The sequence below is a fragment of the Loktanella sp. F6476L genome (assembly GCF_023015725.1).
GTDB lineage: Bacteria > Pseudomonadota > Alphaproteobacteria > Rhodobacterales > Rhodobacteraceae > Yoonia.
On the sequence record NZ_JALKAR010000005.1, the window covers coordinates 171539 to 196573 of the forward strand.

The window sequence follows — 25035 nt, forward strand, 5'->3', positions numbered from 1 at the left end:
TGTCCAATCAATTTACGGTTTGCAACCGGTTGCAAAATGAGTAACCTAGGAATCGAATGACCGTCAATGGGCGAAACGCAATGACCACTGAAAACCACACCGTGACCCTGACCACGGCCCAAGCCATCATCCGCTGGCTTGCCAACCAATATATCGAAATCGACGGGGTCGAGACCCGTGTCTGCGGCGGGGGCTTTGGCATTTTTGGCCACGGCAACGTCACCTGTTTGGGCGAGGCGTTGTATAATCATCGCGATGAACTGCCCGTTTATCGTGGTCAGAACGAACAGGGGATGGGGTTCGCGGCGGCCGCCTATGCGAAGTATCATTTGCGGCGTCGGTTTATGTTTGCGTCAGCTTCGGCTGGGCCAGGTACCGCGAACCTGTTGACCTCTGCTGCGTTGGCCCATGCGAACCGTCTGCCGATGTTGATGTTGTGCGGCGATGCGTTTTTGACCCGCCTGCCCGATCCGGTTCTCCAGCAGTTAGAGCATTTCGGGAACCCGACGTTGGGTGTGAATGATGCTTTCAAGGCCGTATCGCGGTTCTGGGACCGCATCACACATCCTGCGCAGGTGATCAATTCCCTGCCTGCCGCGTTGAACACGATGCTGGACCCTGCCGATTGCGGTCCTGCGTTCATCGGCCTGCCGCAAGACGTGCAGGGCTGGACGTATGATTATCCGCTGTCGTTCTTTGACAAACGCGTGCACCGCATTCGCCGCCAAGCCCCTGATATGGAAGAGGTTGTCGACGCGATGGCCCTGCTGAAATCGGCTAAACGTCCGATGATTATTGCAGGCGGTGGTGTCCAGTATTCTGGAGCTGTGGCAGAGCTGACCGCTTTCGCAGAGGCCACAGGCATTCCTGTGGTTGAGACCATCGCGGGTCGTGCGAATATGACCAACGATCATCCGCTGAACTGCGGCCCGATTGGGGTCACGGGGTCGGATTCGGCGAATAGTATTGCTGAAAAGGCTGATGTGATCCTCGCCGTTGGGACTCGTTTACAAGATTTCACCACCGGATCGTGGACGGCGTTTGCCCATAACGCAAAGATTGTGGGGATCAACGTTGGTCGCCATGACGCCGCGAAACATATGTCGCTGACTGTGGTTGGCGATGCCGCGATTTGCCTCGCGTCGATGGACACCGATTATAAGGCCCCTGCGGATTGGACCGCTTTTGCCCAAGACGAGCTCAAAAAGTGGGACGCTTATGTCGCGGAGAACTGCAAACCGGGGAACCGCCCGAATTCTTACGCCCAAGCCATTGGCGTCGTGAACGATCTGATGGACCCGCGTGACCGCGTTGTTGCGGCGGCTGGTGGGCTTCCTGCGGAAGTCACGGCGAACTGGAAAACGCTGGATATCGGGACTGTCGATGTTGAATTTGGCTTTTCCTGTATGGGCTACGAGATCGCAGGCGGCTGGGGTGCGCGGATCGCGCAGGCAGAGAATGAACCAGATGCGGATACGGTCGTCTTCACAGGTGACGGATCATATATGTTGATGAATTCAGACATCTATTCCGCCGTACTGACGGGCAAGAAGTTGATCATCTGCGTGCTGGATAACGGTGGTTTTGCGGTCATCAACAAGCTGCAAAACAACACTGGCAACGAGAGCTTCAACAACCTGATCGCGGATACGCCAACGGCTGTGAACCAAGTTGGGGTGGATTTTGAAGCGCACGCCCGCGCGATGGGCGCCAATGCGGAAACCGTGTCTAACGCAGCCGAATTGGGCGAAGCATTCAGACGCGCGAAAGAGGCGACAAACACCAGCGTCATCGTGATGAACGTCGATCCGTACGAAGGTTGGACGACTGAGGGCCACGCGTGGTGGGAAGTTGGCACGCCACATATCACCACGTCTGACAAAGTGCGTGAAGCCCATGTCGATTGGGAATCCTCGCGTCCGAAACAGCGGAAGGGTGTCTGATGCTGCGCTTTACAGCCGAAACTGCCGATCCTGATACGATTGTCGACGCCCTGCTGAATGGCGATGGGGTCGTTGCGATCTCTGATCTGTTTGACGATGCGGATATTGCGGAAGCCCGCCGGATCATTATGGCGCATTCCGAAAATGACGCCGACAAGACCACGCATTTTCAAGCGGCTGCGGCCGATGATGGCAAACTGAACCTGCAACGTAGGGTTTGGAATTTGCTGGCGAAAGGTGAGGTGTTTTCACGGATGGCCGCCCATCCTGTGTTGATGGATATCCTGCGCAAGTTTCTGGGGACAGAGTTCATCATGGGCTCTATCGCTGCGAACCGCATCCTACCCGGTGGACCGGGACAGGAACCGCATGTCGATTACCCCTACTGGGATTTTTACAACGCGGACAGCCATCCGATTGGGCTAAACGGGTCTTTCCCGATGAACGCGCAGGTGTCGATTATTCTTGATCCATTTACAGTGGAAAGCGGCGCGACCGGCTATGTGCCCGGATCGCAAAAGGAACTGCGATATCCGACAGAGGCCGACAATTTCTACGATAAATGCGAACAGATGACCGGCGATGTCGGTGATGTGGTGCTGTTTTACGGTGTGATGTGGCATTGTGCGATGCCCAATAACGCCGACCATGATCGCAATGCTGTGCTGATCAACTATCTGCCGAAATGGGTCAAACCGCTGGAGGATATGCCCGCTGCTTTGCCGCAAGAGTTCCTCGATGCAGCCAGCCCGGATATGCGCCAACTGCTTGGCATGAATTACCCATACCCTAAGATTTTGGACGCCGATGCAGGCGGGAATGCGGAAGGTCGCAAGTGAACGATGTGATTGAAGGCATTCGGAAAAACGACTTTGTCGTTGTAGGCCGCGTGGGGCTTGATCTGTTTCCGACCGAGGTTGGGATCGGGATCGAAGAGGCCACGTCGTTTACCAAAGACATGGGTGGATCGTCCGCCAATATCGCCGCTGGGATCGTGAAGCTGGGCGGCAAAGCTGCGTTGGTCACATCTGTGTCTGATGACGCAGTCGGGCGCACCTGCCAAAAGATGCTGCGCGACAAATACGGCGTTGATGATACCTACGTGAAAACCGTCGGCGGGGAAGCACGCAATTCGCTGGCCCTATACGAAAGTCGGATCGCGGGGCATCAGTCGGTGATCTACCGCAATGGCGCGGCTGACTTTGAAATGACAGAGGATGATGTTCGCGCGGTTGATTACCAACGCTTTGGCGCTTTGGTGACGGCGGGCACTGTGTTTGCCGCGGAACCGTCGCGCACGGCGGCCTTTACCGCGTTTGATCTGGCCCGAAAGGCCGGATTGCCGATTATCTTTGACGTGGATTACCGCCCCTATAGCTGGCCATCGCCACAGGTCGCGGCCGATGTGCTGTCTCGTGCTGGTGCCCTATCGGACGTGATCGTCGGCAATGACGAAGAATTCGGGTTTATGGCTGGCGGCATTGAAAAAGGGCTCGATAAGGCTCGCGAACTAGCGGCCACCACGGCCAGCATTGTTGTCTACAAGATGGGCGAACATGGCGCCGTGACGATTACCAAAGACGGTGAACTGCGCACCGGCATCTACAACGTCACGGCCCTGAAACCGACAGGGGCCGGCGATAGTTTTATGGCGGGCATGCTGTCGTCCATCGCCGATGGTTACGATCTGGAAGAGGCCGTTTTGCGCGGTTCTGCTTGTGCGGCCATCGTCGTCGGCAAACCGGGCTGCGCGCCTGCGATGCCCTACCCTGCTGATCTTACAGAATTTTTGAACACTCACTCCGGCGCATCTGTGCCGCGCGACGAAGGATAAACCATGCATATTGCCCCGTTTGATAACCAGAACAATCCAATCGTCGATGTCGATGACGCCACTGTGCCGCTGAACTATTTCAACATCGTAAAGCTGAAAAAGGGTCAGGCATTTGAATACAGCGTGCCCGGTTACGAGACCTGCATCGTGCCTGCGACCGGTACAATTGACGTCGATATCGAAGGGTTCAAGGTCGCCGGATTGGGCCACCGTGTTGTTGACGTTTGGGACGGTGAACCTGAAGGTGTTTATGTCCCGACAGCGGCTAAGGCTACGATGGCCTGCATGTCCGACGAGGCCGAAGTGTTCGTCGCGGGTGCGCGTTACGACAAGGTGCTGGACGCCTTCGCTGTCCGCTCTGATGAGCTGGACAAGGTGCAGTACGGGTCCGACGACACGAAAACGCACCGCAAGATCAAACATATCTTGGGCACGAAATACCACGATAAAGTCGGCCGTTTGCTGGTGTCGGAACTATTTACGGTGGGCGCTGGTGGATGGTCCGGTTTCCCGTCGCATAAACATGACACCGACCGCCTGCCGCTTGAGACGCGCCATGATGAGACCTACAATTTCCGTTTCAAACCGAACCACGGATCTGGCGTGCAGATGCTGCAACGCGAAGACGGCAAAGCGGGTGATGCCTATCATCTCGTCGATGGATCAACGATCTGTCTCGACAGCGGCTATCATCCTTGTGCCGTTCTTCCGGGCTACGAGATGTATTATTTCACGATCCTTGGTGGTCTGTCGCAACGCAGCCTCGTGCAGTTTTTCCAGCCATCCCACGCGGATCAGTTGGAAACGATTCCAGGCATCAAAGATATGATCGCGAAGTTCAAGTAGGGCACCGCGCCCCGCTTCTTTTGGTCTTAAATACCCCCCCCGGAGGGTCCGCACTCTCCACAAGCGCTATGCTGAAGGAATACGCATGCCTCTTGTCACACTGAAAGACGTTCTGCAACCAGCCCTGAAAGACGGTTATGCCGTTGGGGGTCTTGTGACCCTTGGCTGGGAAGATATGCGCGCCTATGTCGCCGCTGCCGAAGCCGTGGGGTGTCCTGTGATCTTACAGGCCGGACCCGGTTGTCGCGAACATACCCCGCTGCCGATTTTGGGGAAGATGTTCCGCCATTTGGCAGAGCATGCGTCGGTCCCTGTCGTCGCTCATCTGGACCACGGTTACACCTATGATGATTGTTCTGAGGCGCTGGACAGCGGTTTCACGTCTTTGATGTTTGATGCGTCGAGAAAGGCGTTGCGCGACAATATCGCCGAGACGAAAAAGATCGCGGACATGGCCCATGCCGCTGGTATTTCCTGCGAAGGCGAGATTGGTTTCGTGGGGTATGATAATGGCGAGGCATCTGCCGGCACTGATCCGGAAGAGGCTGCGATTTTTGCAGCAGAGACCGGCGTCGATGCGATGGCTGTGTCCGTCGGCAACGTCCATTTGCAGCAAGATAAATCCGGCGGTTTGGACATGGACCGGATCAAAGCGATTGAGGCTGTGACAACCGTGCCGCTGGTTATTCACGGTGGGTCCGGTGTTCCGATGGATCAACGCACGTTGCTGGCTAAGACATCAAACGTGTGCAAATTTAACATTGGTACTGAATTACGCATGGCATTTGGTTCCGCCTTGCGCGACGCCGTGAATGCAGACCCTGATCGTTTTGATCGCAACACGATCCTCAAAGACACCCATGCCCCCGTTCAAGCCGCTGCAGAGACTGTTCTGCGCGCTTTTGCGGCCCCTATGATGAAAGGCTAAAACGATGATCAAACTCGCTTTGTTAGGCGCTGGCCGCATTGGCCAAGTGCATGCCCGTACGATCCGTGGCATGGACAATGCAACGGTGACGGCCGTTTCAGATTTCTTTCCCGAAACTGCGAAAGCGCTGGCTGATACGCTTGGCGCCGAAGTGCGGGATAACGACACGATTATGCTGTCCGAAGACGTCGATGCCGTCGTGATTGGCACCCCAACCGACACGCATTTTGACCTGATCGCCGCCGCCGCAAAAGCGGGCAAAGATATCTTCTGCGAAAAGCCCGTCGATATGTCTGCGGATCGCATTCGCGACCTGATTAAGATCGTCGAGGAAACCGGCGTTCAGTTTATGACCGCTTTCAATCGCCGCTTTGATCCGAGCTTTGCCAATGTGCAGGCGCGGATCAAAGCTGGTGAAGTGGGGGACGTCGAGATGGTGACGATCCTCTCCCGCGACCCGTCTCCGCCCCCACTGTCTTATGTAAAATCGTCAGGCGGCATTTTCCGCGACATGATGATCCACGATCTGGATATGGCGCGTTTCCTGTTAGGTGAAGACCCGATTGAGGTTGTTGCCTACGGGTCTGCCTTGGTTGATCCCGAGATCGGGAAAGCCGGTGATGTGGATACTGCTGGTGTGATGCTGAAAACGGCGTCCGGCAAGATTTGTCAGATCAGCAATTCGCGTCGTGCCACCTATGGCTATGACCAGCGGATCGAAGTGCATGGTGCGAAGGGGATGCTGCGCGCCGAGAACCATCTTGAAAATACAGTCGAGGTCGCGACAGAGGCTGGTTATCGCCGTGCGCCCACGCTGAATTTCTTCCTTGAGCGGTACGAGAGCGCGTACCGTCGCGAGATGGAGCATTTTGTGGCGTGCCTGAACGAAGGTTCCCCCGTCACCCCGACGATCCACGATGGGTTGCAGGCACAGATGCTAGCCGATGCCGCGACGCAAAGCTGCGAAACGGGTCAGCCTGTCGCGATTTAACGCTGTCGTAGCGTCGCGTTTGACAGGTCTGGTGGTCGCGCCAATGCTTCCCCCACGCGGGAGGCTAGTATGGCGCGACTAAAGATCATGTTTTCGCATTTGAGCGTCGTTCTTATGGCACTTGCCGCCGCTGTTGGCATTGTCGTGCTCGTCAGTGCCCCGTGGTGGGTTTGGCTGCTTGTCCCGCTTGGGATCGGTGCCCAAATGCTGAACGAATACAACCTGCATCGCTATGTGTTTCACTTGCCGCCGCCGAAGCGACAGTGGGTCTTTGATCTGCTGTATCAGGCGCATTACGGACATCACGATTTCCCGACGAACCACGGGTTGTTCTTTGTACCGGTCTGGGTCGCCTTACCCGTTTTAGCGTTCAACTTTGGTCTGGTTTGGGGCGTTGCTGCGATAATCGGACTGCCGTTTGCCTTTGAAATTGCGGTTGCGATTGTTGTCGTGGGTGAGGTTTTGACGTTCTTGGGGTACGAGTGGTTCCACATGACGTCGCACCTGAATATTCCGAAAACGCGGGTTGAGCGGTATGTCACGACGCTGCACAACCAGCATCATTTCCGCGACTTTTCGAAATGGTTTCACGTGTCGCCCGGAGGTGAGGTCATTGATCGGGCGATGGGCACGGCCATTGATCGCGACACGCTGCGATCACAACAGCGCATTGAATTTATTCGCACTTTGGGATTGCGGCCTGATGATCCGCGCCTTGTTTCGGCCCGCCAACGCTTCGCCCCGAAATACGGTTTGACCAGTGCCGAGGTCGCGCGCGCAGCTGCTGTGTAGCAGGATTCCTCAAATTCGTCTCAAATCCAACACATTCGCGTCGTCAGATGTGCCAACAGTTTTATAATGTGAAGGACGCGCTATTTCCCGCGCGATGACCGGTGACCGTATGACCGCGATACCAAAGTTGATTGATGATGTCTCTTCTGACGACGTAGGTCTTCCTGACGGTACGTTGCTGATGGACGGCGAATTTACCATCACAGGCCAGATTAGCCGTGGTGGTTTCGGGATTACCTATCTCGCCCGCGACAACAGCCTGAACCGGACCGTTGTGATCAAGGAATGCTTCCCAGAGGCATTCTGTAACCGCCGCGACAATTGTAGCGTCATCGTTCGGTCTTCCACACATCAAGACCAGTACAAATCCATCGTGCACATGTTCATGCGCGAAGCCCGCAGTATCGCGAAGATGCGCCACCCCAATATCGTTGGCGTGCACCGTGTGTTCGAAGACAATCACACCGCCTATATGGCGCTTGATCTGATCGAAGGGCGTGATCTGAAAGAGATCATTGAAGATGACAATCGCGATCTAACACCTACCCAAATCCGCGACATGTTGTTCAAGGTCCTAGACGCCATTGAACTGGTGCATGCACACGATTTGCTGCACCGTGACATTTCGCCTGACAATATCCTGCTGGATAAATGGGGCAATCCGTTCCTGATCGACTTTGGTGCTGCTCGTGAAGAGGCAAGCAAGAAGACCCGCACCGTATCGACGCTGATGGTTGTGAAAGACGGATATTCTCCGCAGGAATTCTATTTCGCTGGCAGCAATCAGAACGAAAGCAGCGACCTTTATGCGTTGGCCGCCACGTTCTATCATCTGATTTCGGGTGAAGCCCCCGTGAACAGTCAGACCCGCGTTGCCGAAATTGCGGTAAAGAACCCTGATCCTTGCCGTCCGCTGGTCGGTTCATTCCCTGAATATGACGAATTGTTCTTGGCCGCGATCGACAAAGCGATGCAGATCGCCCCGAAAGACCGTCTCCAGTCCGCCCGTGCGTGGTTTGAAATGGTTGATCCGCACAACACGCATGTCGACGATTATGTCCGCCCTGTTGTGAACGAAAGTCTTGGAATGACGCTGACCAGTCTGGTGTCCGAGACAAACAAGGAATTGCTGACAATTCCACCGACCCCACTAAAGAAAACCCCGTTGGAATTGCTGCAGGAAAACACGTCAACTGACGTTGCTGACTGGGTGAAAGAATTCAACGAAGAAACCCGCAACGGCGTTGATGATGGTGCAATTGAACTGGACGAAAGGCCGAAATTTGCTGGCCGCTTTGGTCGTCAAAAGACGATCCCGCCGTTCAAGCCGATGTCGCTGGATCCAACGATTGTTCCGCAACCGATGCCGGAATGTCATGAGGAAGGCCCTGAGCAGACAAAGCGGTCTCGCGGTCTGAACCTGAAGCTGGTCGCTGCTGTCATGGTTGTATTGGCCGCATGTTTTGCCGCGCTGAGCAATGCAGAAGCCGTCGTTCAGTTGGCCGGTCTTTAAACGCCCAGAGCTTTAGTCGTCCAGAACCAGATGCGTTAGCTTCGCTGCTGTTTCATGCATCAACGGAACATGTGCTTTGACGTCGTCAAGGCTCATGCGTTGTGTCGGTGCGTGGATCGACAGTGTGGACACCAGACGCCCGCGCCCATCCAAGATCGGGACGGCGCATGCCACCATGTCTTCCATGAATTCGGCGTTGTCGGTCGAATAACCCTGTTCTTTGATTTGCGACAGCCGTTCTGCCAGCTTAACTGGATCGGTGATCGTCTGATGCGTCATTTCTTCCAGATGCGCCGCCCCAAGGTATTGTTCCAGATGGCTGGGCTGTAGCGACGACAGGTACATCTTACCGGACGCTGTGCAATGCAGCGGGACCGACGTCCCGACAGGCAACTGAATACGCAGTGGCCATTTGGTTTCGACGCGATCCAAATAGATCATCGCATCGCGGTCAGGAGTGGCGACGTTACAGGTTTCGCCGACCTCTGACGCAAGTGCGTTCAGCACGGCAAGCCGCGCGGTTCTGATTCGTAAGCTTGATAGAATATCGACCGACATTTGCCGCAGCCTGCGGCCCGGACTGTAGGATCGTCCGTCGATATCACGTTGCAGGAAACCTGCCTCTTCGAGGGTAGCAAATAGGCGGTGGATCGTCGGCTTGGGCAGGCCAAGCCGACTGTTCACTTCGGTGGGTGTGACAGGCACACCGGTCGCTGCGACCTCTTCGAGCAACAAGAGCAACCGCATATTGGTTGGGATGTTCTGTTTCTCGTTTAGATCGTCGCGTGCCATTTTTATTTCCACTTACTCAGGGAGCAACATCAACGCCAACTCCGGTGTCAGTGCTACAAGGAACCAGACTGAGATCAGCGCGACGAGGTATGGGACCGTGTAACGTAACAATCTAAAGTATGGAACGCCTGTCACACCTGACGCGACGTACAAATTCAACCCGTACGGCGGTGTAATGAACCCGATAGATGCCCCAACAAGGAAAATCACCGAGAAGTGGATTGGATCGACGCCCACAGAGGCTGCGATCGGCGCCAAAATTGGTGCAAGAATGATCGTCACTGGCAGGGATTCAAGGATCATCCCAGTCACGAACACGATGGCCATGGAAGTGAACAGAACTGCATAGTAGCCGCCCATCCCCGTCACAAAGTCACCGATGTATTCTTTCGCCCCAAGTGATGACATCACCTGCTGCATCGCCACAGAAACCGCGATCAGTGGCACAAGGATGCCTGTGATCTGCGCAGAGCGCGACACGATGGATGGCAGTTGTAGCAAGGTGAACCCTTCGACCACGAACATGGACAGAACGCTTTTTTCTTCGGCTGGCAAATCCGCGCTGCTGCCCATGATTTTGTTCAACGGGAAGCACAGAAGACCCACAAGCATACAGAACCCAACGGTTACGCCTGCGGCTTCAGTCGGAGAGAACTTGCCGGTGTAGATACCCCAAAGCACCAGACCGATGGCAAAGAAGCCAAGCCAAGCCCCGATGGCCGTTTTGAAGATGCGGCTTACGGACAAACGGATCAGGTAGCCCCAACCGTTCAGCGTGCAGATGATGAAACACGCGGTCATCATGGCCAAGACCATCAACGCACCCGGAATGATCCCGGCGACAAACAGGTCAGAGATCGGCAGGTTCAGCAAGAAGCCGTAAACGATGAAGATGATGGACGGCGGAATGATGATCCCGACCGTACCGCCCGCAGCAGCTGTCGCCGCCGAGAACCGTTCGTCGTAGCCGCCTTTGACCATTTCAGGGTGCAACATGGACCCGATGGTTGCTGTCGTCGCTGAGTTCGACCCAGAGATCGCTGCGAACAGACCACATGCTGCCAATGACGCCATTGCCAGACCGCCGCGCAACCAGCCAAGACAGGAATAGGCGAAATCCGATAATCGTCGGGCGATCCCTGATTGGTTAATCAAGTCCCCTGTCAAGATGAACAGCGGCATCGCCAGAAGCGCGAAGCCTTTGTTAAACACGTTCAGCAGTTCATTGCCTGTGTTGTCGATGGGCAGGTCGATGACAAAGCTACAGCCGATTACCCAATAGAAAATGACCAGAAGCACGGGCGCGCCGAGCATGAAAAGGATCGTCACACCAACAGATATGAGCGTAATCAAAGTACCATCAGTCATCAGACGTCCCCCCCAATAACAGCTTGTTTCAAGATTGGATCACCGGATTTGTAGTTCTTCCAATCCTCGATCCAGTTTCCAAATACGCGGCCGGACATCAGTCCAAAGGCCACAGGGACGGTGATGTAGAACCACCACTTCATTGTGTTGTCGACGCCATCAACCAACTGGAAGTTGTCGGCGGAATACGCGGTGAATTTCAGTGACGTTGTGATCGCGATCCAGCAGAAGCCGAACCAAAGCACAGTGTCCATTGTCAGCGCAGCCATCTGGCCGTTGCGCGACATCTTGTTACGAAATTCGTTGAAGGAGAGGTGGGTCCGCAGGCGGACGTTATACGAACACCCGAACCATGCCATGATCATGAACAGGAACGGCGGCACTGTCGTTGACCCAGACCATTGGCTGGAAAATACGAACCGGTCGATAACGCCCCAGCAGATGATCGCTGCGATCATGATATAAGTCGCAACTGCGATACCGCGTTCAAGGTGGCGATCCATAAACGGCAGGAACCGGAAAAAATAATGCCCCAGAAATCCTGCGGCAATCGTTAAAAAGAAACAGAAGAGCCACATTCCATCTGTATAAAAAGCGTCCCGCATCTCCCAGGCAGAACCTGAAAAGATGGCTGGCACGACTGCCAATGCTTCGGTGATAAGTGACATCCGAAGGTCTCCCCCAACTTGATAAACCGCGCCTGCGCGGAATGCGTTCTATGTGAAAGGGCCGGCCGAACAGTTCCTCCCTCGGCCGGCCCTCGCAATGCGTAAGGCGCTAAATTAGCCCTTCCACCAGCGGCGTGGTTCAACATTTTCAGGAAGCGTGTCCGCATCGATTGTGCGTACTTCGTCATAGATTTCCTGATACGTATCCAGACCACCGGACCAGCCGTTAAGCCGCTCACGCCATTCTTCCCACAGCTGCGGTTGGAATTCTGGTGAACACATTTCTTCGGCTTTGCGAATTTCTTCGGCTGACAAGAACGCGTTGCGGACGTTGTTTTGCGCGAAGATTGTGTTTGGAAGCTGTGGATCAGACTGACCAACAGTTTTCACAAGTGCGGCTTCGTTTGCGGCCTGCACGTGTGTCTGTGCCCAGTAAGACGATTCCATGATCGCATCCTGCAATTCGCCTGTCATGCCATCAAAGATGGATGCTGACATTGCTGTGTGCTCTGTCCCGCAGAAGAAGTTCAGGTGAACGGACTGGGATACAACAGGTGACATGTTCGCATATGCAACCGCAGACGCCCAAGTTTCAGCACCATCGATCAGGCCCTGCTTCAGACCATCAAGTGTTTCTTCCCAAGCCACTGGAACTGGGTTCAGGTTCAACGCTTCCATGGCGATACGGCCAAGCTGTGTCCCTGTAACGCGGTTCTTTGTGCCTGCAAGCTGGTCGATGCTTGTGACTGTGTCCTTGTCTTCCCATGCCAGACCCAGCTGGATGCCGCGCAATTCAGCGTGTGAGAACAAGAATTTCAGGCCGTGGCGCTTTTCATATGGATCACGCAGCAATGCCTGAGATTTCGGAGAGTACAAGAAATGGTATTGATCCGCACGGTTACGGAACATATACGCGTAATCCAGAACGTTGAGGTATGGCGCACCACCCGCAGAGTTCTGTGTGGATGCAGCGTAGATGTCTACGATACCCTGCTGTGTTTTCTCAACGCAGGATGTCTGACCGCAGATTTGGTTGTCGCCGATAAATTCGACACGGATCTCACCGTCAGTACGGGCCTCCAGATCACGTGCAAATTCAAGTGCGCCAGCGCGCTCGATCAGCAAGTTGCGTGCGTTAAAGCCCGCAGCGCCAAATTTTAGCGTGTGCTTTGCTTCTTTCGCGAAGCGGCGTTCGTATGTCGATTCAGCAGCGGACGCCAGATTGCCCAGTGACATCGCGCCACCAAACGTACCAGCCGCCATGAGCGTGCTGCTCATCCCGTACTGGCCCGCGAGCTTAAACAGATCACGACGCGAGATCTGACTTAGCTTGTTTCCAACACTCATTGTAGTTCCTCCCTTTGGCGTCTCGTATTATTGAGACTTTTAGTTTCAAAAAAAGACTAGTATGGGATGAGCGTTCTGCATAGACTTTTTTTCAACAATCGCAGGAAGGGGTCGAAATGCACGCAGATTACATCGTCGTCGGAGCCGGGTCAGCTGGCTGCGTGCTTGCCAATAGGTTGAGCGCCGATCCAACGAACAAGGTCATCCTGCTTGAAGCAGGTGGGCGTGATATCAACCCGTGGATTCATATCCCCGTTGGCTATTTCAAAACGATCCATAACCCCAAAGTCGATTGGTGTTATAAGACGGAACCCGATCCCGGCCTGAATGGCCGGTCGATTGAATGGCCGCGCGGCAAGGTTCTAGGTGGATCGTCGTCCCTGAACGGTTTGCTATATGTGCGCGGTCAAGCGCAGGACTATGACCGCTGGGCCCAGATGGGGAATACCGGCTGGTCGTGGGACGATGTTTTGCCGCTGTTCAAACGCGCGGAAAACAACGAACGCGGTGCGGATGATTTCCATGGCGACCAAGGGCCGCTGTCCGTTTCCAACATGCGTATTCAGCGCCCGATCACCGATGCATGGGTCGCCGCCGCCGGAGCCGCCGGTTATCCGTTCAATCCCGATTACAATGGCGAAACCCAAGAAGGCGTTGGCTTTTTTCAACTAACCGCCCGAAATGGTCGTCGGTGTTCTGCGGCTGTCGCATATCTGAATCCTATCAAGGGACGTCCGAACCTCGAGATTCGGACACATGCCCAAGTGGACCGCGTGATCATCGAAGGCAGGCGTGCTGTGGGTGTCGAATATACAGACCGTGCTGGCAAAAAGCAGATCGTCAAAGCGGGCAAAGAAATCGTGTTGTCGGGGGGGGCGATCAACTCTCCACAGATATTGATGCTGTCAGGCGTCGGCGACGCAGAGCAGTTGATCGAAAACGGGATTGAGGTGAAGCAGGACCTGCGGGCCGTTGGCAAAAACATGCAAGATCACCTGCAAGCGCGGCTGGTTTACAAGACCCACGAACCGACACTGAACGACGAGGTGTCATCGCTGTTCGGTCAGGCCAAAATCGGGTTGAAATACATCACCACCCGCACCGGTCCGATGGCCATGGCCGCGTCCCTTGCCACCGGTTTTATGAAGACACGGCCAGAGGTCGAAACGCCTGACGTGCAATTCCACGTCCAGCCTTTATCGGCTGAAAATCCAGGTAAAGGGGCTGACAAATTTTCGGCGTTCACGATGTCAGTCTGCCAATTGCGTCCCGAATCAAAGGGAGAGATTCGCCTGAAATCATCCGATCCCCGCGCTTATCCGGCGATCATTCCGAACTACCTGTCGACGAAAACCGACTGCGATACGGTTGTTGCAGGTGTGAATATCGCCCGCAAAATTGCCCGCAATGCGCCCCTGACTGAAAAAATTTCGGAAGAATACCGTCCGAACAAAGACATGCCGATGGATGACTACGATCAAACGTTGGATTGGGCACGCAACAACACGGCTTCGATCTACCACCCGACGGGCACCTGCCGGATGGGTGAAGGCGATAACGCGGTCGTCGATTCGCGGTTGCGGGTACACGGGATCAGCGGGCTGCGCGTCGCGGATTGTTCGATCATGCCAGAGATCGTGTCAGGCAATACCAACGCGCCCGCGATTATGATCGGAGAAAAGGCGTCTGATTTGATATTGGAGGATGGGTGATTTCGGGGGCTCAAAGGCTTGAACGTTAGGACAGGACCCTTGCGTCTGCTTTGAGCCCAATTCGACCGATGTTGCAGCGCTTGTGAAAGTCAGCTTTCGGGTGCTGACAAAACTGCGCGAACGTACTTATCTACGTCACTCTCTAGTCTATCATCAGAGAAACCAGCTCGCGCTCGAAACACCATGCCTTGACGCAAATCAAACATCAGTTTGGCGCGTTCGGCGCTTGGGAAATCCTTTGGAAGTGATCCCTTCTCTATTTCTTGATCGAAGCGCGTTTTGATGCGTTCGTCTGTGGCGGTGATCGCGTCACGCAGCATTTCTGCGGTACCGTCAACATGTCCAGCGCTTGTCGCAACGCACGAGACAAGAAAGCACCCCTTCGCTCCGCTAGCATGGTGCGTCGAGTAGTCGACTACTGCGTCGAAGAATGCTCGGACCGCTTCACGAATGTCGGGCACTGTTTCCAGAGCAACCAACGGCGTACAGGCATCATTCGTCGCATAGCTGTTAATGGCTTCAAGGTAGAGGCCAAGCTTGTCGCCAAACTCTGCATAGAGACTGGGGCTATTGATCCCCATCTCGTCTGTCAGCAGCTTCATTGATGCCCCTTCATATCCCTGCTTCCAGAACACGCCGATTGCCTTGGTAAGGGCCTCGTCGCGGTCGAATGCTTTAGGTCGCCCCACTCTTTTTGTAACGATCACCACAAAATTCCTTGACGTTTCGCTTTGAGTTTTTTTTATAACGATCATAACAAAACGCAAGGACTACAAAATGTCATCACATAAAATACCTGCTGGATCACAGTTTCCAGCAATCGAAGTCGCCAAGTTGGGTGGGGGCGAATTGACGATTGGCGTTCCTCAAGAGGGATATGATTGGCAGATGGTGGTTGTCTATCGCGGCAAGCATTGCCCTGTGTGCACCAGCTACCTAAAGGAACTGGAAACACTGCTGCCCGAGTTGCATGCTCTTGGCGTAGATGTTGTGGCGGTTTCCGCTGATCCTGAAGCCAAAGCGACTGATCAGATTGCTCTGGTGCGGCCAAGCTACCCTGTCGGCTTCGGGTTGAGCCTGGATCAAATGCACGCCCTTGGCCTTTACGTTTCTGACCCTCGGTCTGCGAATGAAACAGATCGCCCCTTCGCAGAACCCGGTATATTCGTTGTAAATGCTGATGGTCAGGTGCAGGTCACAGATATTTCGAATGCACCATTTGCCCGTCCCGATTTGAAAACCCTACTTGGGGGTCTTCGGTTCATTCGCAACCCTGAGAACAACTACCCAATCCGAGGGACACGCGCCGCATAAGGCAAGTTCTCTTTTAACTCCCAAAAATCTCTATACGAACTTGAAAGGACAAGCACATGCGCTTGACATCCGCCCTCACTACTATTGCCATCTTTGCCTCTCTGGCACTGCCCGCCTTTGCTGAAACTCAGGCCCAAGCCGACACGCGCGAAAGCCTGATCGCATTCAACAACCGGTTCAATGAACTGGCCGCATCACATGACGCCGACGGGTTGGTCGCTCTCTACGATGAAAATACGTTTTGGATCGCACCTGCGACACCTCCAGCACAGGGTCGTGATGGCGTTCCTTTGCAAACCATCGTCTTCATGAGCGAGAACCAAGGCGACTTGTCGCATACGGTCGAAGACCTCTTCATCTCTGACGACGGCACACAAGCCGTCATGAAAGGCGTGACACGAGCTTCAGTCGAAGCCCACGATTTTCAGCTCGAAGGGTCGTACATCTACGTCCTTGAACGTGAAAACGAAGATGCCCCTTGGCGGATCGTACTGGATATGTTCAGCAACTACGCCACGGAATGACCCAGCAAATCCTGCCTCCTGAAAAGCAAACATCCGAAAGGAAGCCACCAATGGCCATGACCGAAAATCACGCGAATGCAGCCTCCGTCCAAGAAACGTTGGATGGATTGATCCATGGCGTCTCCGGGCACTCGTTCGAGGTTCTAAACAACCTCTATCACCGTGACATGCAGACCTATGTTCTGTTGAACGACGGCACGTTGATGCGCAACGACAAGAGCGGGTTCATGGCGTTCATCAAAGAGAATATGGGTGCTTTGAAAGACGATAATCCATGGGTGAAATATCACCTCGTCGAAGCTGACGACACGCACGGCCACATCGTCGTCAGCCGAAAGAACAAGGCGACAGGGCGCTATCAGCTTATCTCGCTTAGTATCGACTTCGTGTTTGAAGATGGCCGGTGGCAGATCACGCGCGAAATCATAATGACACGTGATCAAGCCGCAGATGCGTAACCTCTGAGAGTTTTATCCCAGTATAAATTGAGGAAGCGGCCATTCGAGCAACGCGACGATATGGCCTCTTCGTCCCGCAATCCAGCTATTCACAATCAAACCGGCATCGCTGTTGTGTTTCGCACTGTTCGCAGCGCGAATGACGATTGCATTTGTGCCACCCCGGGGAGCGTTGCGAGGTAGCGGCGGTGTATGCGGGCGAAATCTTCGGTGTCGCCAGCCACGACCTTGAGCAGATAGTCCGCCGTCCCCGCCATCAGGTGACATTCCAAAACATCGGGGATGCGCGCGATGGCTTTCTCAAAAGCGTCTAGCACTTCATCGGCCTGCCCTGACAACGTGATTTCGACAAACACGGTTGTCGGTCGCCCGACCTTGCGCGGGTTTAGCAGCGCCACGTAGTCCCGAATGAAGCCGTCTTTTTCCAAACGCTGTACCCGACGATGACAGGCAGAGGCCGACAGGTTCACCATTTCCGACAGGTCCGCATTCGACATCCGGCCCGATTTTTGCAGCACCTCTAGAATGCGGCGGTCGATGTGGTCTATTTCCATTTGGCGCACGATCCTTCGAATATTCACTGCAGACTTGCACGAACCTACGAATGGTTTCGCTAACAAGCAACGGTATTCCACAAGCATTTGCAACCAGAGCGGCAGACTATCGGGCGATAGGGAGAAGGAGAATCACCATGCACATCGGTTGCCCCAAAGAGATTAAGCCACAGGAATTCCGCGTTGGCCTGACACCAAACGCCGCCCGCGAAGCCGTCGCCCACGGCCATACCGTTACGATGGAAGCTGGCGCAGGTGTCGGCGCTGGATTTACTGACGCCGACTACGCGGACGCAGGTGCCCAGATGGTAGGCACAGCCGCCGAAGTATTTGCCGCCGCCGACATGATCGTAAAGGTCAAAGAACCCCAAGCGATTGAGCGTAAAATGCTGCGCGAAGGGCAAATCCTGTTCACGTATCTACACCTCGCCCCTGATCCCGAACAGACCCATGACCTGATCGCCTCTGGTGCGACGTGCATTGCTTATGAGACCGTCACTGACGATCGCGGCGGCCTGCCTTTGCTGGCCCCGATGTCTGAAGTTGCTGGCCGTCTTGCGCCGCAAGTTGGTGCGTGGACACTACAAAAGGCAAACGGTGGACGCGGTGTTTTGATGGGTGGTGTGCCGGGCGTTGGTCCTGCGAAAGTGGTTGTGATCGGTGGCGGCGTTGTTGGGACACATGCCGCGAAAATCGCGGCAGGCATGGGGTCGGATGTGACTGTGCTGGATCGGTCCCTGCCCCGTTTGCGGTATCTCGACGATGTGTTTGGCGGCCAGTTCAAGACGTCTTATGCCAGTGCTGGCAATACGATTGAATTGGTCCGCGAGGCTGATCTGGTTGTGGGGGCTGTCCTGATCCCCGGTGCGGCTGCGCCCAAATTGATTTCACGCGCGCAGCTGTCCGAGATGAAACCGGGTGCGGCGCTTGTCGACGTGGCGATTGATCAGGGTGGGTGTTTTGAGACCTCAAAAGCCACGACCCACCAAGATCCAATCTACGACGTCGACGGGATCATGCATTATTGCGTCGCCAACATGCCGGGGGCCGTGGCCCGCACGTCTACCATCGCGCTTGGGAACGCGACGATGCCATTTATGCTGGCTTTGGCCGACAAGGGGTGGCGTCAGGCCTGCGAGGATGATCCGCATTTGTTGAACGGGCTGAACGTTCACGCAGGCAAGTTGACGTATTTCGCAGTCGGCAAGGCGTTGGGGATTGACGTGTTGTCGCCGCAGCTTGCTTTGAAAGCCTAAAACGCAAAAGGCCCGCACAATATGTGCGGGCCTTTCTCACTTCGCAAAGAACGCGAGTTACTTCTTCAACTGTACCAGAATGTCGGCCAACAGTTCTTCTTGTGTTGGGCCTTTTGGCTCTTCTGGTGCTGCTTCTTCTTCAGGACCTTTGGCTTTGTTCACTGCTTTCACCAGCATGAACACCACAAACGCGATGATCAGGAAGTTGATGATGGCCATGATGAAACGACCGTATGCGAAGACCGCAGCGCCTGCTTCTTCAGCGGCTGTGATGTTTGCAAACTCGCCGTCGCCCAGAATTGCGAACATGCCGCTAAAGTCCAGACCGCCCATGAAGAGGCTGATGATTGGATTGATAAGGTCGGCCACAAGGCTGCCCACGATTGCCGTGAACGCCGCACCGATGATGATACCAACAGCCATGTCCATGACATTGCCTTTGGCGATAAAATCTTTGAATTCGTTGATCATTGTAGTCCCCACATTTCAGTTCCAAACGCGTCTGATCTGATGCCAGCTGCGCGAATACGCACATCTTTACTGCAGTCGTGATAGATTTCCATGGGTTTTATTCAGGGCCATTCCCCCTAAGTTGGGAATAACGTTTTCTTATTTAAGGCTATGTCACATGACATCTCTCGCTAACTTCCCAATCACGACACGTTGGGCCCCCAAAGATTCAAGCGTCATCCAACTGTATTCCTTTCCAACACCAAACGGCGTCAAAGTATCCATTGCGCTTGAAGAAATGGGTCTTGCCTATGAACCACATTTGGTGACGCTATCTGACAGCGACGTCAAAAGCCCCGAATTCCTGTCGCTGAACCCAAACAACAAAATCCCTGCGATCATTGATCCGAATGGCCCGACAGGCCCGATCGGGTTGTGGGAAAGCGGCGCGATCCTGCTGTATTTGGGTGAAAAATCCGGCAAGTTCATTGGGACCAACGCTGCCGAAAAAGCAGAGATCACGAAATGGGTGATGTTCCAGATGGGTGGCCTTGGGCCGATGTTTGGTCAAATGGGATTTTTCTACAAATTCGCAGGTAAAGAAATCGAAGATCCCCGCCCGCGCGAACGCTACCGTGACGAAGCCAAACGGTTATTGGCCGTGTTGGATGGCGCGCTGGAAGGCAAAGACTGGATCGCCGGTGACTATTCCATCGCAGACATGGCGATCGCGCCTTGGCTAAACGCGTTGAATTTCTACGGAACGCGGGACGCTGTCGGTTTTGACGACCTGAAAAACGTGCCCGCCTATCTGGAACGTTTCATGACGCGCCCTGCCGTGGGCAAAGCTATGAACATTCCGGCGCGGCCCGTTTAACCCGGAAGCGATCCTGACAGGACGTATTCCAGAATCTGAACCACTTGCTGCGGCGTTTCCACAACGGCCAATGCCGCAGCATCCACTTCCTTCAGCGCATGTTGATGATCCGCGCCATGCACCACGATCAATGATTTACCAAGCGCTGCCGCCATGCCCGCATCAAACGCGGCATTCCACTGTTTGTATTTCTCACCAAACCGGACAACCACAATATCAGCGGTTTCAATCCCGTGCCGCGTGCGGATCGCGTTGAGCTTTGCACCCTTGTGGTCATGCCAGAATTTATCAGGCTCTTCGCCCATGATCGCCACACCACAATCATCAGATGCGGCGTGATCGGTCACGGGGGCTGCGAAGGTCACGTCAAGCGCGCCTGCACCCGCAATAATTTCATCACGCCAATCAGTGTGAATTTCACCGGACAGATAGACTTTCATCGGGACGTTCCCTTTCTTTTGGCCTCAAATATCCCGGGGGTTTGGGGGCTGGCCCCCAATCTGGCGCGGCATTAGCCGCGCAACGTACCGCCCGTGGCTTTCGTCACTTTTTCGACGATCTTGGCAGCAACTGCTTCGATCTCTTTGTCTTTCAGCGTCGTATCAACGGGCTGCAAACGTACGGTCATCGCAAGCGATTTCTTACCTTCGCCCAAGGACCCACCGATGAATTCGTCAAAGATACGCACGTCAGTGATCAGCGCCTTGTCTGCACCAGTTGCTGCATTGACCAGCGTCAGTGCCTCAACGTCCGCGTCCACCACAAAGGCAAAGTCCCGTTCAACCGCTTGCAGATCGGTTGCCTTCAAAGCAGCTCGCGCCGGTGATTTCTTTTTCGGCACAGGCACTTGTTCAGGGTAAATCACGAAGCCAACGGCTGGACCTTTGATGTCCATTTCGCGCAGGATTTTCGGGTGGATTTCACCGAAGACGCCGAGCACTTTCTTTGGCCCCAGACAAATCCGGCCGTGACGACCTGGATGCCACCACGCTTCACCGCCGCGCAGGATTTGCACCTTTGCGGGCGCACCAATGGCCGATAGGATCGCCTCTGCATCTGCTTTCGCGTCGTACACGTCAACGTCACGCGCTTCGCCCAGCACGTCCTTCGGACCAGTCCGTCCAATCAGGATGCCAGCCACTTGAGTGTGTTGTTCGCCCGGTTCGCCGCCTTGGAAGGCTGTCCCGACTTCGAACAGCGCCATGTCTGCAAAACCGCGCGCTTGGTTGCGCGATGCTGCCCGCAAAAGGCCCGGAAGAAGGCCCGGACGCATGTGCGACATGTCGCTGGAAATCGGGTTTTCCAGCATCGTTGCGTCGTCACCGCCGCCAAAAAGGCTCGCTGCTTTTTTATCGATGAAAGAATAGCTGATGCATTCGTTGTAGCCCAAAGCCGCAGCTGTCCGGCGTGCTGCAGAAGACCGCAGCTGCATCGGTGTCAGCACAGGTTTGGGCACACCAGCCATACGCGGCAATGGCTTGCCTTCTAGTTTGGTCAGCGACGCAATCCGTGCGACTTCTTCGACCAGATCAGCTTCGCCCTGCACGTCAGGCCGCCATGACGGCACATGCGCCATGTCACCTTCAAGACGGAACCCAAGGGCAGTCAGCGTCTGGCGCTGTGTGCTTTCAGGGATGTCCATGCCAACGAGTGAGATCACCCGTTTCGCGTCCAGTTTATACGCACGCGACACGTCCGGCACGGCACCTGCGACGATCATCTCGGACGCTTCGCCGCCTGCGTGATCAACGATCATGCGTACGGCGTGTTCCAGACCTTCGGGCGTGAAGGCCGGATCAACGCCGCGTTCAAAGCGGTAGCGCGCGTCTGAATTGATCTTCAGCGCGCGGCCTGCGTAGGCGATCTGCACTGGATCCCAGTACGCGGATTCGACAAAGACGTTGGTTGTTTCTTCGGTGCAGCCCGTGTCAAAGCCACCCATGATGCCCGCGATGCTTTCCGCGCCATTGTCATCGGAAATGATCATCTGACCCGCTTGCAACGTGTATTCTTTTTCATCCAGCGCAGTGATCGTTTCACCGCCAGCCGCACGGTGCACACGCAGGTTGCCCGCGACCTTGTCCGCGTCGAAGACATGCAAAGGGCGGTTCAGGTCGTAGGTGAAGAAGTTGGTCACATCTACGAGGAAGGAAATCGGACGCAGGCCAATCGCCCGCAACAGGTCTTGCAGCCACGCAGGCGACGGTCCGTTTTTCACGCCTTTGATCAGGCGGCCCGTGAAGACGGGGCAACCGTCCAGCGTGTCGTCCGCGATGGTGACGGACAGATCGGATGTGATTGTCGCGGGCACAACATCAACTTCGCGCGGTTTCATCACACCAAGACCACGCGCCGCCAAGTCACGTGCGATTCCGCGTACGCCAAGTGCGTCGGGACGGTTTGGCGTGATGGCGATTTCGATCACGGGATCGACTTTAGATGGATCGTTTGCCGCGAGCCAGTCGGTGTAAGACTGGCCGACGTCGCCTGATGGCAGTTCAATGATGCCATCGTGTTCGTCGGACAGCTCCATCTCTTTTTCGGAACACATCATGCCGAAGCTTTCGACGCCACGGATTTTGCCGACGCCGATGGTGATATCAAGACCCGGAACGTAAGTCCCCGGCGATGCGATCACGACGGTAATCCCTTCGCGCGCGTTTGGCGCGCCGCAGATGATCTGTGTTGGCCCGTCTTTGGTTGCGACCTGACAGATTTTCAGCTTGTCCGCGTCGGGGTGTTTTTCCGCGCTTTCAACGTAGCCGATGGTAAAGGCTGACAGCTTTTCAATCGGGTTTTCGATGCCTTCGACTTCGAGCCCGAGGTCGGTCAGCGCCTCTGCAATGTCCGCCACAGAAGCGTCGGTGTCGAGGTGGGATTTTAGCCAAGATAGCGTGAATTTCATGAACGTCGTCCGTGCATCAGATGTGTTGATGCTGTCCTAACCCAAAGCTGTGCTGGGGGAAAGTGCGGGTCACGGATAGGTGGGCGTCCGGTCCAGCAGTTCGTCAAGCTGGCGCCCGATCCAGCCGCGCGGGATAAGGTGGCCGCCGGGGTGGATGTCGAGCGTGACTTTGTTCGGGCCGCAATCCCATGTTGTGCGCGTGTAGGCGCGCCGCTGGGTGATCGCGTAGTCCGTTTCGTCGGTCGCGTCCCCGCAGCCGTATTGGTCGCGCCAAAAGATGACAGGGAATGTGGTGTCCCCGTCTGGGCCGTAGGGGAAATCGAGGACGGTGTCGCGCAGGCCGTAGACCTCGCGAAATTCGGTTGGTTGCTGGTCGCAGTGACCGGAGGACGCGAGTGTTGCGCTGATGCTCATCACCGCTAACGCCCGGTCACCGCTTTCGCAGGCGTAGCGCCATGCCATCAGGCCGCCGTAGGAATAACCCGATACGTAGATTTGTGACGTGTCGATGGGGTAACGTTTTGCGGCGTCTTCAAGGGCTGCATTGGCGAAGGCGATATCGGGACTGCCGGATTGGCGAAAGTTCCATGTTTTGTTGACGCCTGTTGGGGCGATCAGCAGGACGCCGCGCCTGCGTGTCGCGCCGGAAATACGCCCGTTGTAGACTGGTCCCGCCCCTGTCCGCGCCCAACCGTGGAAATGGAGCAAGACGGGCAGCGGTGACACGCCGTCCCATCCGTCCGGTTCTTTGACGTGGTATTCCCGCCCGTCGAGTTCGCAGGCCGTTTGGCCATGGCACGGGTTGTCCGGCAGGATTGAGTCGGGGTTGGTTTGGGCGTTCGCTTGGGTGGAGAACAGGGCGAGGAAAATCAGGATGCGTATCATGTCACTTTTGTAGCTGTGTCGTGGCTGATGTCACATGACGATTTTGTGCGCGGCGCATGTTGGACGTGCGGGAGCCTCCGGCGGGGATTTGGAAGGACCCAAAGAAGCCGAGGTCCCGCGCGATGATTGCCGTTGCGCGGGACGATGGGGTTAGAGTGCGCGTCCGTCTAGGTCTTCGACGAGTTCGAATTCTTCAAAGATCAGCATCATTTCGGGGTCGTAGCCACCGTTGCGTTTGAAGAAGGCTTTGTGGTCTTTGCGCCAGCCGACGAGGGCTTCGTTTTCGCCTTCTTTGAGCGCCAGTTCTTCGGGGACATCGCAGAAGCGGATTTTGTGGACGGCTGTTGTGCGGATCACCAGCGCGGGCGTGGTGTCCCAGTTCGCTGCGATGTCGCAGCGGCCGACGACAGGCATGGCTTCGGGTTCGTCTTCGAAATCGCGGGCCGCACCGCAGGTTGCCGTTTTCTTGCCCTTGCGGACGAGGTCGATCAAACGCTGGCACATTTCCTTGCTATCGCCGAACTGGAACGTGCCCGCACCCGGATATGTGTCGTTCAGGTCTTCGGTGTCAGCCATTGTTTTCGTCCTTGTTCAGGTTGTCAGCGACCGCGTCGGCCCGCCCTTTTGCGATCATGTGGATTTCGCGCGTGATCCGAATGGTCGGTTTCAGCGCGAAACAGATCGAGCCGATGACGAACAGCCATGTGCCTGTGTAGGTCCATTCGTCGGAAAAGAACATGACGGAGCCGATGATAAACAGGATGGCCGCCGAGAAATCGACGAAGGTGTAAGCGAGTTCGTAGAGCGCGTAGCGGCGGCGTTGGTCGGGGTGTTTGTGGTGGGTGTTGTCGAAGAGCATTTGTGGAGCTTTCCGTCAGAGGGGAGCGCGGGGACCTAGGGGAGGTTATCGTGAGGCAAGAGCCGTGATGTTATGTCAGTTGCCCTCCAATTCAGGACACTAAAAACTTCATATGGCTTCAAGCCAAACTAAGTATACTGAAAACAGCTTAAGCAACACCATAAAGCTGACGGCAGCAACGAACACAAAGATAATCCACCCAGCAGCGGTGCCAAATTG

Annotated in this window: 26 protein-coding genes; 14 read left to right on the forward strand and 12 right to left on the reverse strand. The window is 55.3% G+C overall.

Annotated elements, in window-relative coordinates:
• The first annotated feature begins 80 nt into the window (after positions 1-80).
• The 8 genes from iolD (at position 81) to MWU61_RS12005 (ending at position 8847) form a co-directional block, all read left to right on the forward strand.
• On the forward strand, positions 81-1943 hold the full coding sequence (iolD, locus tag MWU61_RS11970; protein ID WP_247128605.1) for a 3D-(3,5/4)-trihydroxycyclohexane-1,2-dione acylhydrolase (decyclizing): 1863 nt from the start codon (positions 81-83) through the stop codon (positions 1941-1943).
• Positions 1943-2782 (forward strand): phytanoyl-CoA dioxygenase family protein, encoded by an 840-nt coding sequence (locus MWU61_RS11975; protein WP_247128606.1) that lies wholly within the window; start codon positions 1943-1945, stop codon positions 2780-2782. Before iolD ends, MWU61_RS11975 begins: the two co-directional genes overlap by 1 nt.
• Positions 2779-3777 (forward strand): 5-dehydro-2-deoxygluconokinase, encoded by a 999-nt coding sequence (gene iolC / locus MWU61_RS11980; protein WP_247128607.1) that lies wholly within the window; start codon positions 2779-2781, stop codon positions 3775-3777. Before MWU61_RS11975 ends, iolC begins: the two co-directional genes overlap by 4 nt.
• Positions 3778-3780: 3 nt before the next feature.
• Entirely contained in the window at positions 3781-4623 is an 843-nt protein-coding gene (locus MWU61_RS11985) for a 5-deoxy-glucuronate isomerase (RefSeq protein ID WP_247128608.1), read from the forward strand.
• A gap of 85 nt (positions 4624-4708) precedes the next feature.
• Positions 4709-5551 carry a class II fructose-bisphosphate aldolase gene (locus MWU61_RS11990; protein ID WP_247128609.1) on the forward strand — a complete coding sequence of 281 codons (843 nt, stop codon included), beginning with the start codon at positions 4709-4711 and terminating at the stop codon, positions 5549-5551.
• Between the two features lie 4 nt (positions 5552-5555).
• A complete protein-coding gene (iolG, locus tag MWU61_RS11995; protein WP_247128610.1) occupies positions 5556-6542 on the forward strand; it encodes an inositol 2-dehydrogenase in 987 nt (328 codons plus the stop codon).
• Positions 6543-6611: 69 nt separating this feature from the next.
• Positions 6612-7334: a sterol desaturase family protein gene (locus MWU61_RS12000; protein WP_247128611.1), complete on the forward strand. Its 723-nt coding sequence runs from the start codon at positions 6612-6614 to the stop codon at positions 7332-7334.
• A gap of 109 nt (positions 7335-7443) precedes the next feature.
• Positions 7444-8847 (forward strand): serine/threonine-protein kinase, encoded by a 1404-nt coding sequence (locus MWU61_RS12005; RefSeq protein ID WP_247128612.1) that lies wholly within the window; start codon positions 7444-7446, stop codon positions 8845-8847.
• 12 nt (positions 8848-8859) lie between these two features.
• On the opposite strand, the gene MWU61_RS12010 is transcribed toward MWU61_RS12005, so the two are convergent.
• The 4 genes from MWU61_RS12010 to MWU61_RS12025 all read right to left on the reverse strand — a co-directional run bounded on the left by MWU61_RS12010 (position 8860) and on the right by MWU61_RS12025 (position 13022).
• A complete protein-coding gene (locus MWU61_RS12010; protein ID WP_247128613.1) occupies positions 8860-9639 on the reverse strand; it encodes an IclR family transcriptional regulator in 780 nt (259 codons plus the stop codon).
• A gap of 12 nt (positions 9640-9651) precedes the next feature.
• On the reverse strand, positions 9652-11007 hold the full coding sequence (locus tag MWU61_RS12015) for a TRAP transporter large permease (protein ID WP_247128614.1): 1356 nt from the start codon (positions 11005-11007) through the stop codon (positions 9652-9654).
• Positions 11007-11675 carry a TRAP transporter small permease subunit gene (locus tag MWU61_RS12020; protein WP_247128615.1) on the reverse strand — a complete coding sequence of 223 codons (669 nt, stop codon included), beginning with the start codon at positions 11673-11675 and terminating at the stop codon, positions 11007-11009. The genes MWU61_RS12015 and MWU61_RS12020 overlap by 1 nt, the downstream gene beginning before the upstream one ends.
• Positions 11676-11789: 114 nt before the next feature.
• Positions 11790-13022 (reverse strand): TRAP transporter substrate-binding protein, encoded by a 1233-nt coding sequence (locus MWU61_RS12025; protein WP_247128616.1) that lies wholly within the window; start codon positions 13020-13022, stop codon positions 11790-11792.
• Between the two features lie 116 nt (positions 13023-13138).
• On the opposite strand from MWU61_RS12025, the gene MWU61_RS12030 reads away from it, so the two are divergent.
• Positions 13139-14734: a choline dehydrogenase gene (locus MWU61_RS12030; protein ID WP_247128617.1), complete on the forward strand. Its 1596-nt coding sequence runs from the start codon at positions 13139-13141 to the stop codon at positions 14732-14734.
• Between the two features lie 89 nt (positions 14735-14823).
• Here MWU61_RS12030 and MWU61_RS12035 read toward each other — a convergent pair whose 3' ends face one another.
• Entirely contained in the window at positions 14824-15441 is a 618-nt protein-coding gene (locus MWU61_RS12035) for a TetR/AcrR family transcriptional regulator (protein ID WP_247128618.1), read from the reverse strand.
• Positions 15442-15511: 70 nt separating this feature from the next.
• Between MWU61_RS12035 and MWU61_RS12040 the strand changes: the two genes are divergently transcribed.
• Genes MWU61_RS12040 through MWU61_RS12050 form a run of 3 tightly spaced genes read left to right on the forward strand, consistent with a single transcriptional unit; the run spans position 15512 to position 17030 of the window.
• Positions 15512-16048, forward strand: a complete 537-nt coding sequence (locus MWU61_RS12040) for a redoxin family protein (protein WP_247128619.1) — start codon at positions 15512-15514, stop codon at positions 16046-16048.
• 56 nt (positions 16049-16104) lie between these two features.
• Positions 16105-16572: a nuclear transport factor 2 family protein gene (locus MWU61_RS12045; protein WP_247128620.1), complete on the forward strand. Its 468-nt coding sequence runs from the start codon at positions 16105-16107 to the stop codon at positions 16570-16572.
• Between the two features lie 50 nt (positions 16573-16622).
• Entirely contained in the window at positions 16623-17030 is a 408-nt protein-coding gene (locus tag MWU61_RS12050) for a hypothetical protein (protein ID WP_247128621.1), read from the forward strand.
• 95 nt (positions 17031-17125) lie between these two features.
• Here MWU61_RS12050 and MWU61_RS12055 read toward each other — a convergent pair whose 3' ends face one another.
• On the reverse strand, positions 17126-17584 hold the full coding sequence (locus tag MWU61_RS12055; protein ID WP_247128622.1) for an Lrp/AsnC family transcriptional regulator: 459 nt from the start codon (positions 17582-17584) through the stop codon (positions 17126-17128).
• A gap of 137 nt (positions 17585-17721) precedes the next feature.
• On the opposite strand from MWU61_RS12055, the gene ald reads away from it, so the two are divergent.
• Positions 17722-18840, forward strand: coding sequence for an alanine dehydrogenase (gene ald, locus MWU61_RS12060; protein WP_247128623.1), 1119 nt, complete (start codon positions 17722-17724; stop codon positions 18838-18840).
• Positions 18841-18897: 57 nt separating this feature from the next.
• On the opposite strand, the gene mscL is transcribed toward ald, so the two are convergent.
• The gene (gene mscL, locus MWU61_RS12065; RefSeq protein ID WP_247128624.1) at positions 18898-19311 is read right to left on the reverse strand and encodes a large conductance mechanosensitive channel protein MscL; all 414 of its coding nucleotides are present in this window, start codon (positions 19309-19311) and stop codon (positions 18898-18900) included.
• Positions 19312-19468: 157 nt separating this feature from the next.
• Between mscL and MWU61_RS12070 the strand changes: the two genes are divergently transcribed.
• On the forward strand, positions 19469-20167 hold the full coding sequence (locus tag MWU61_RS12070) for a glutathione S-transferase N-terminal domain-containing protein (protein WP_247128625.1): 699 nt from the start codon (positions 19469-19471) through the stop codon (positions 20165-20167).
• Here the strand turns inward: MWU61_RS12070 and MWU61_RS12075 are convergent.
• The 5 genes from MWU61_RS12075 to MWU61_RS12095 form a co-directional block, all read right to left on the reverse strand.
• The gene (locus MWU61_RS12075) at positions 20164-20607 is read right to left on the reverse strand and encodes a YtoQ family protein (RefSeq protein ID WP_247128626.1); all 444 of its coding nucleotides are present in this window, start codon (positions 20605-20607) and stop codon (positions 20164-20166) included. The two genes, MWU61_RS12070 and MWU61_RS12075, sit on opposite strands and share 4 nt — an antisense overlap.
• Before the next feature lie 71 nt (positions 20608-20678).
• Complete coding sequence (pheT, locus tag MWU61_RS12080; RefSeq protein WP_247128627.1) at positions 20679-23072, reverse strand: phenylalanine--tRNA ligase subunit beta; 2394 nt, start codon at positions 23070-23072, stop codon at positions 20679-20681.
• 69 nt (positions 23073-23141) lie between these two features.
• Positions 23142-23957 carry a polyhydroxybutyrate depolymerase gene (locus tag MWU61_RS12085; RefSeq protein WP_247128628.1) on the reverse strand — a complete coding sequence of 272 codons (816 nt, stop codon included), beginning with the start codon at positions 23955-23957 and terminating at the stop codon, positions 23142-23144.
• A gap of 150 nt (positions 23958-24107) precedes the next feature.
• On the reverse strand, positions 24108-24533 hold the full coding sequence (locus MWU61_RS12090; RefSeq protein WP_247128629.1) for an ASCH domain-containing protein: 426 nt from the start codon (positions 24531-24533) through the stop codon (positions 24108-24110).
• A complete protein-coding gene (locus MWU61_RS12095) occupies positions 24526-24816 on the reverse strand; it encodes a YrhK family protein (protein ID WP_247128630.1) in 291 nt (96 codons plus the stop codon). Before MWU61_RS12095 ends, MWU61_RS12090 begins: the two co-directional genes overlap by 8 nt.
• Between the last annotated feature and the right edge of the window lie 219 nt (positions 24817-25035).

What these genes read in the sequence shown, in the direction of transcription:
- MWU61_RS12015 (WP_247128614.1), bottom strand. Translation starts at nt 11,007, where the DNA reads ATGACTGATGGTACTTTGATTACGCTCATATCTGTTGGTGTGACGATC.
- MWU61_RS12055 (WP_247128622.1), bottom strand. Translation starts at nt 17,584, where the DNA reads ATGGAAATAGACCACATCGACCGCCGCATTCTAGAGGTGCTGCAAAAA.
- MWU61_RS12005 (WP_247128612.1), top strand. Translation starts at nt 7,444, where the DNA reads ATGACCGCGATACCAAAGTTGATTGATGATGTCTCTTCTGACGACGTA.
- MWU61_RS11985 (WP_247128608.1), top strand. Translation starts at nt 3,781, where the DNA reads ATGCATATTGCCCCGTTTGATAACCAGAACAATCCAATCGTCGATGTC.
- MWU61_RS12075 (WP_247128626.1), bottom strand. Translation starts at nt 20,607, where the DNA reads ATGAAAGTCTATCTGTCCGGTGAAATTCACACTGATTGGCGTGATGAA.
- iolD (WP_247128605.1), top strand. Translation starts at nt 81, where the DNA reads ATGACCACTGAAAACCACACCGTGACCCTGACCACGGCCCAAGCCATC.
- pheT (WP_247128627.1), bottom strand. Translation starts at nt 23,072, where the DNA reads ATGAAATTCACGCTATCTTGGCTAAAATCCCACCTCGACACCGACGCT.
- MWU61_RS11990 (WP_247128609.1), top strand. Translation starts at nt 4,709, where the DNA reads ATGCCTCTTGTCACACTGAAAGACGTTCTGCAACCAGCCCTGAAAGAC.
- MWU61_RS12070 (WP_247128625.1), top strand. Translation starts at nt 19,469, where the DNA reads ATGACATCTCTCGCTAACTTCCCAATCACGACACGTTGGGCCCCCAAA.
- MWU61_RS12010 (WP_247128613.1), bottom strand. Translation starts at nt 9,639, where the DNA reads ATGGCACGCGACGATCTAAACGAGAAACAGAACATCCCAACCAATATG.
- iolG (WP_247128610.1), top strand. Translation starts at nt 5,556, where the DNA reads ATGATCAAACTCGCTTTGTTAGGCGCTGGCCGCATTGGCCAAGTGCAT.
- MWU61_RS12090 (WP_247128629.1), bottom strand. Translation starts at nt 24,533, where the DNA reads ATGGCTGACACCGAAGACCTGAACGACACATATCCGGGTGCGGGCACG.
- ald (WP_247128623.1), top strand. Translation starts at nt 17,722, where the DNA reads ATGCACATCGGTTGCCCCAAAGAGATTAAGCCACAGGAATTCCGCGTT.
- MWU61_RS12040 (WP_247128619.1), top strand. Translation starts at nt 15,512, where the DNA reads ATGTCATCACATAAAATACCTGCTGGATCACAGTTTCCAGCAATCGAA.
- MWU61_RS12020 (WP_247128615.1), bottom strand. Translation starts at nt 11,675, where the DNA reads ATGTCACTTATCACCGAAGCATTGGCAGTCGTGCCAGCCATCTTTTCA.
- MWU61_RS12030 (WP_247128617.1), top strand. Translation starts at nt 13,139, where the DNA reads ATGCACGCAGATTACATCGTCGTCGGAGCCGGGTCAGCTGGCTGCGTG.
- MWU61_RS12000 (WP_247128611.1), top strand. Translation starts at nt 6,612, where the DNA reads ATGGCGCGACTAAAGATCATGTTTTCGCATTTGAGCGTCGTTCTTATG.
- MWU61_RS12050 (WP_247128621.1), top strand. Translation starts at nt 16,623, where the DNA reads ATGGCCATGACCGAAAATCACGCGAATGCAGCCTCCGTCCAAGAAACG.
- MWU61_RS12025 (WP_247128616.1), bottom strand. Translation starts at nt 13,022, where the DNA reads ATGAGTGTTGGAAACAAGCTAAGTCAGATCTCGCGTCGTGATCTGTTT.
- MWU61_RS11975 (WP_247128606.1), top strand. Translation starts at nt 1,943, where the DNA reads ATGCTGCGCTTTACAGCCGAAACTGCCGATCCTGATACGATTGTCGAC.
- MWU61_RS12045 (WP_247128620.1), top strand. Translation starts at nt 16,105, where the DNA reads ATGCGCTTGACATCCGCCCTCACTACTATTGCCATCTTTGCCTCTCTG.
- MWU61_RS12085 (WP_247128628.1), bottom strand. Translation starts at nt 23,957, where the DNA reads ATGATACGCATCCTGATTTTCCTCGCCCTGTTCTCCACCCAAGCGAAC.
- MWU61_RS12095 (WP_247128630.1), bottom strand. Translation starts at nt 24,816, where the DNA reads ATGCTCTTCGACAACACCCACCACAAACACCCCGACCAACGCCGCCGC.
- mscL (WP_247128624.1), bottom strand. Translation starts at nt 19,311, where the DNA reads ATGATCAACGAATTCAAAGATTTTATCGCCAAAGGCAATGTCATGGAC.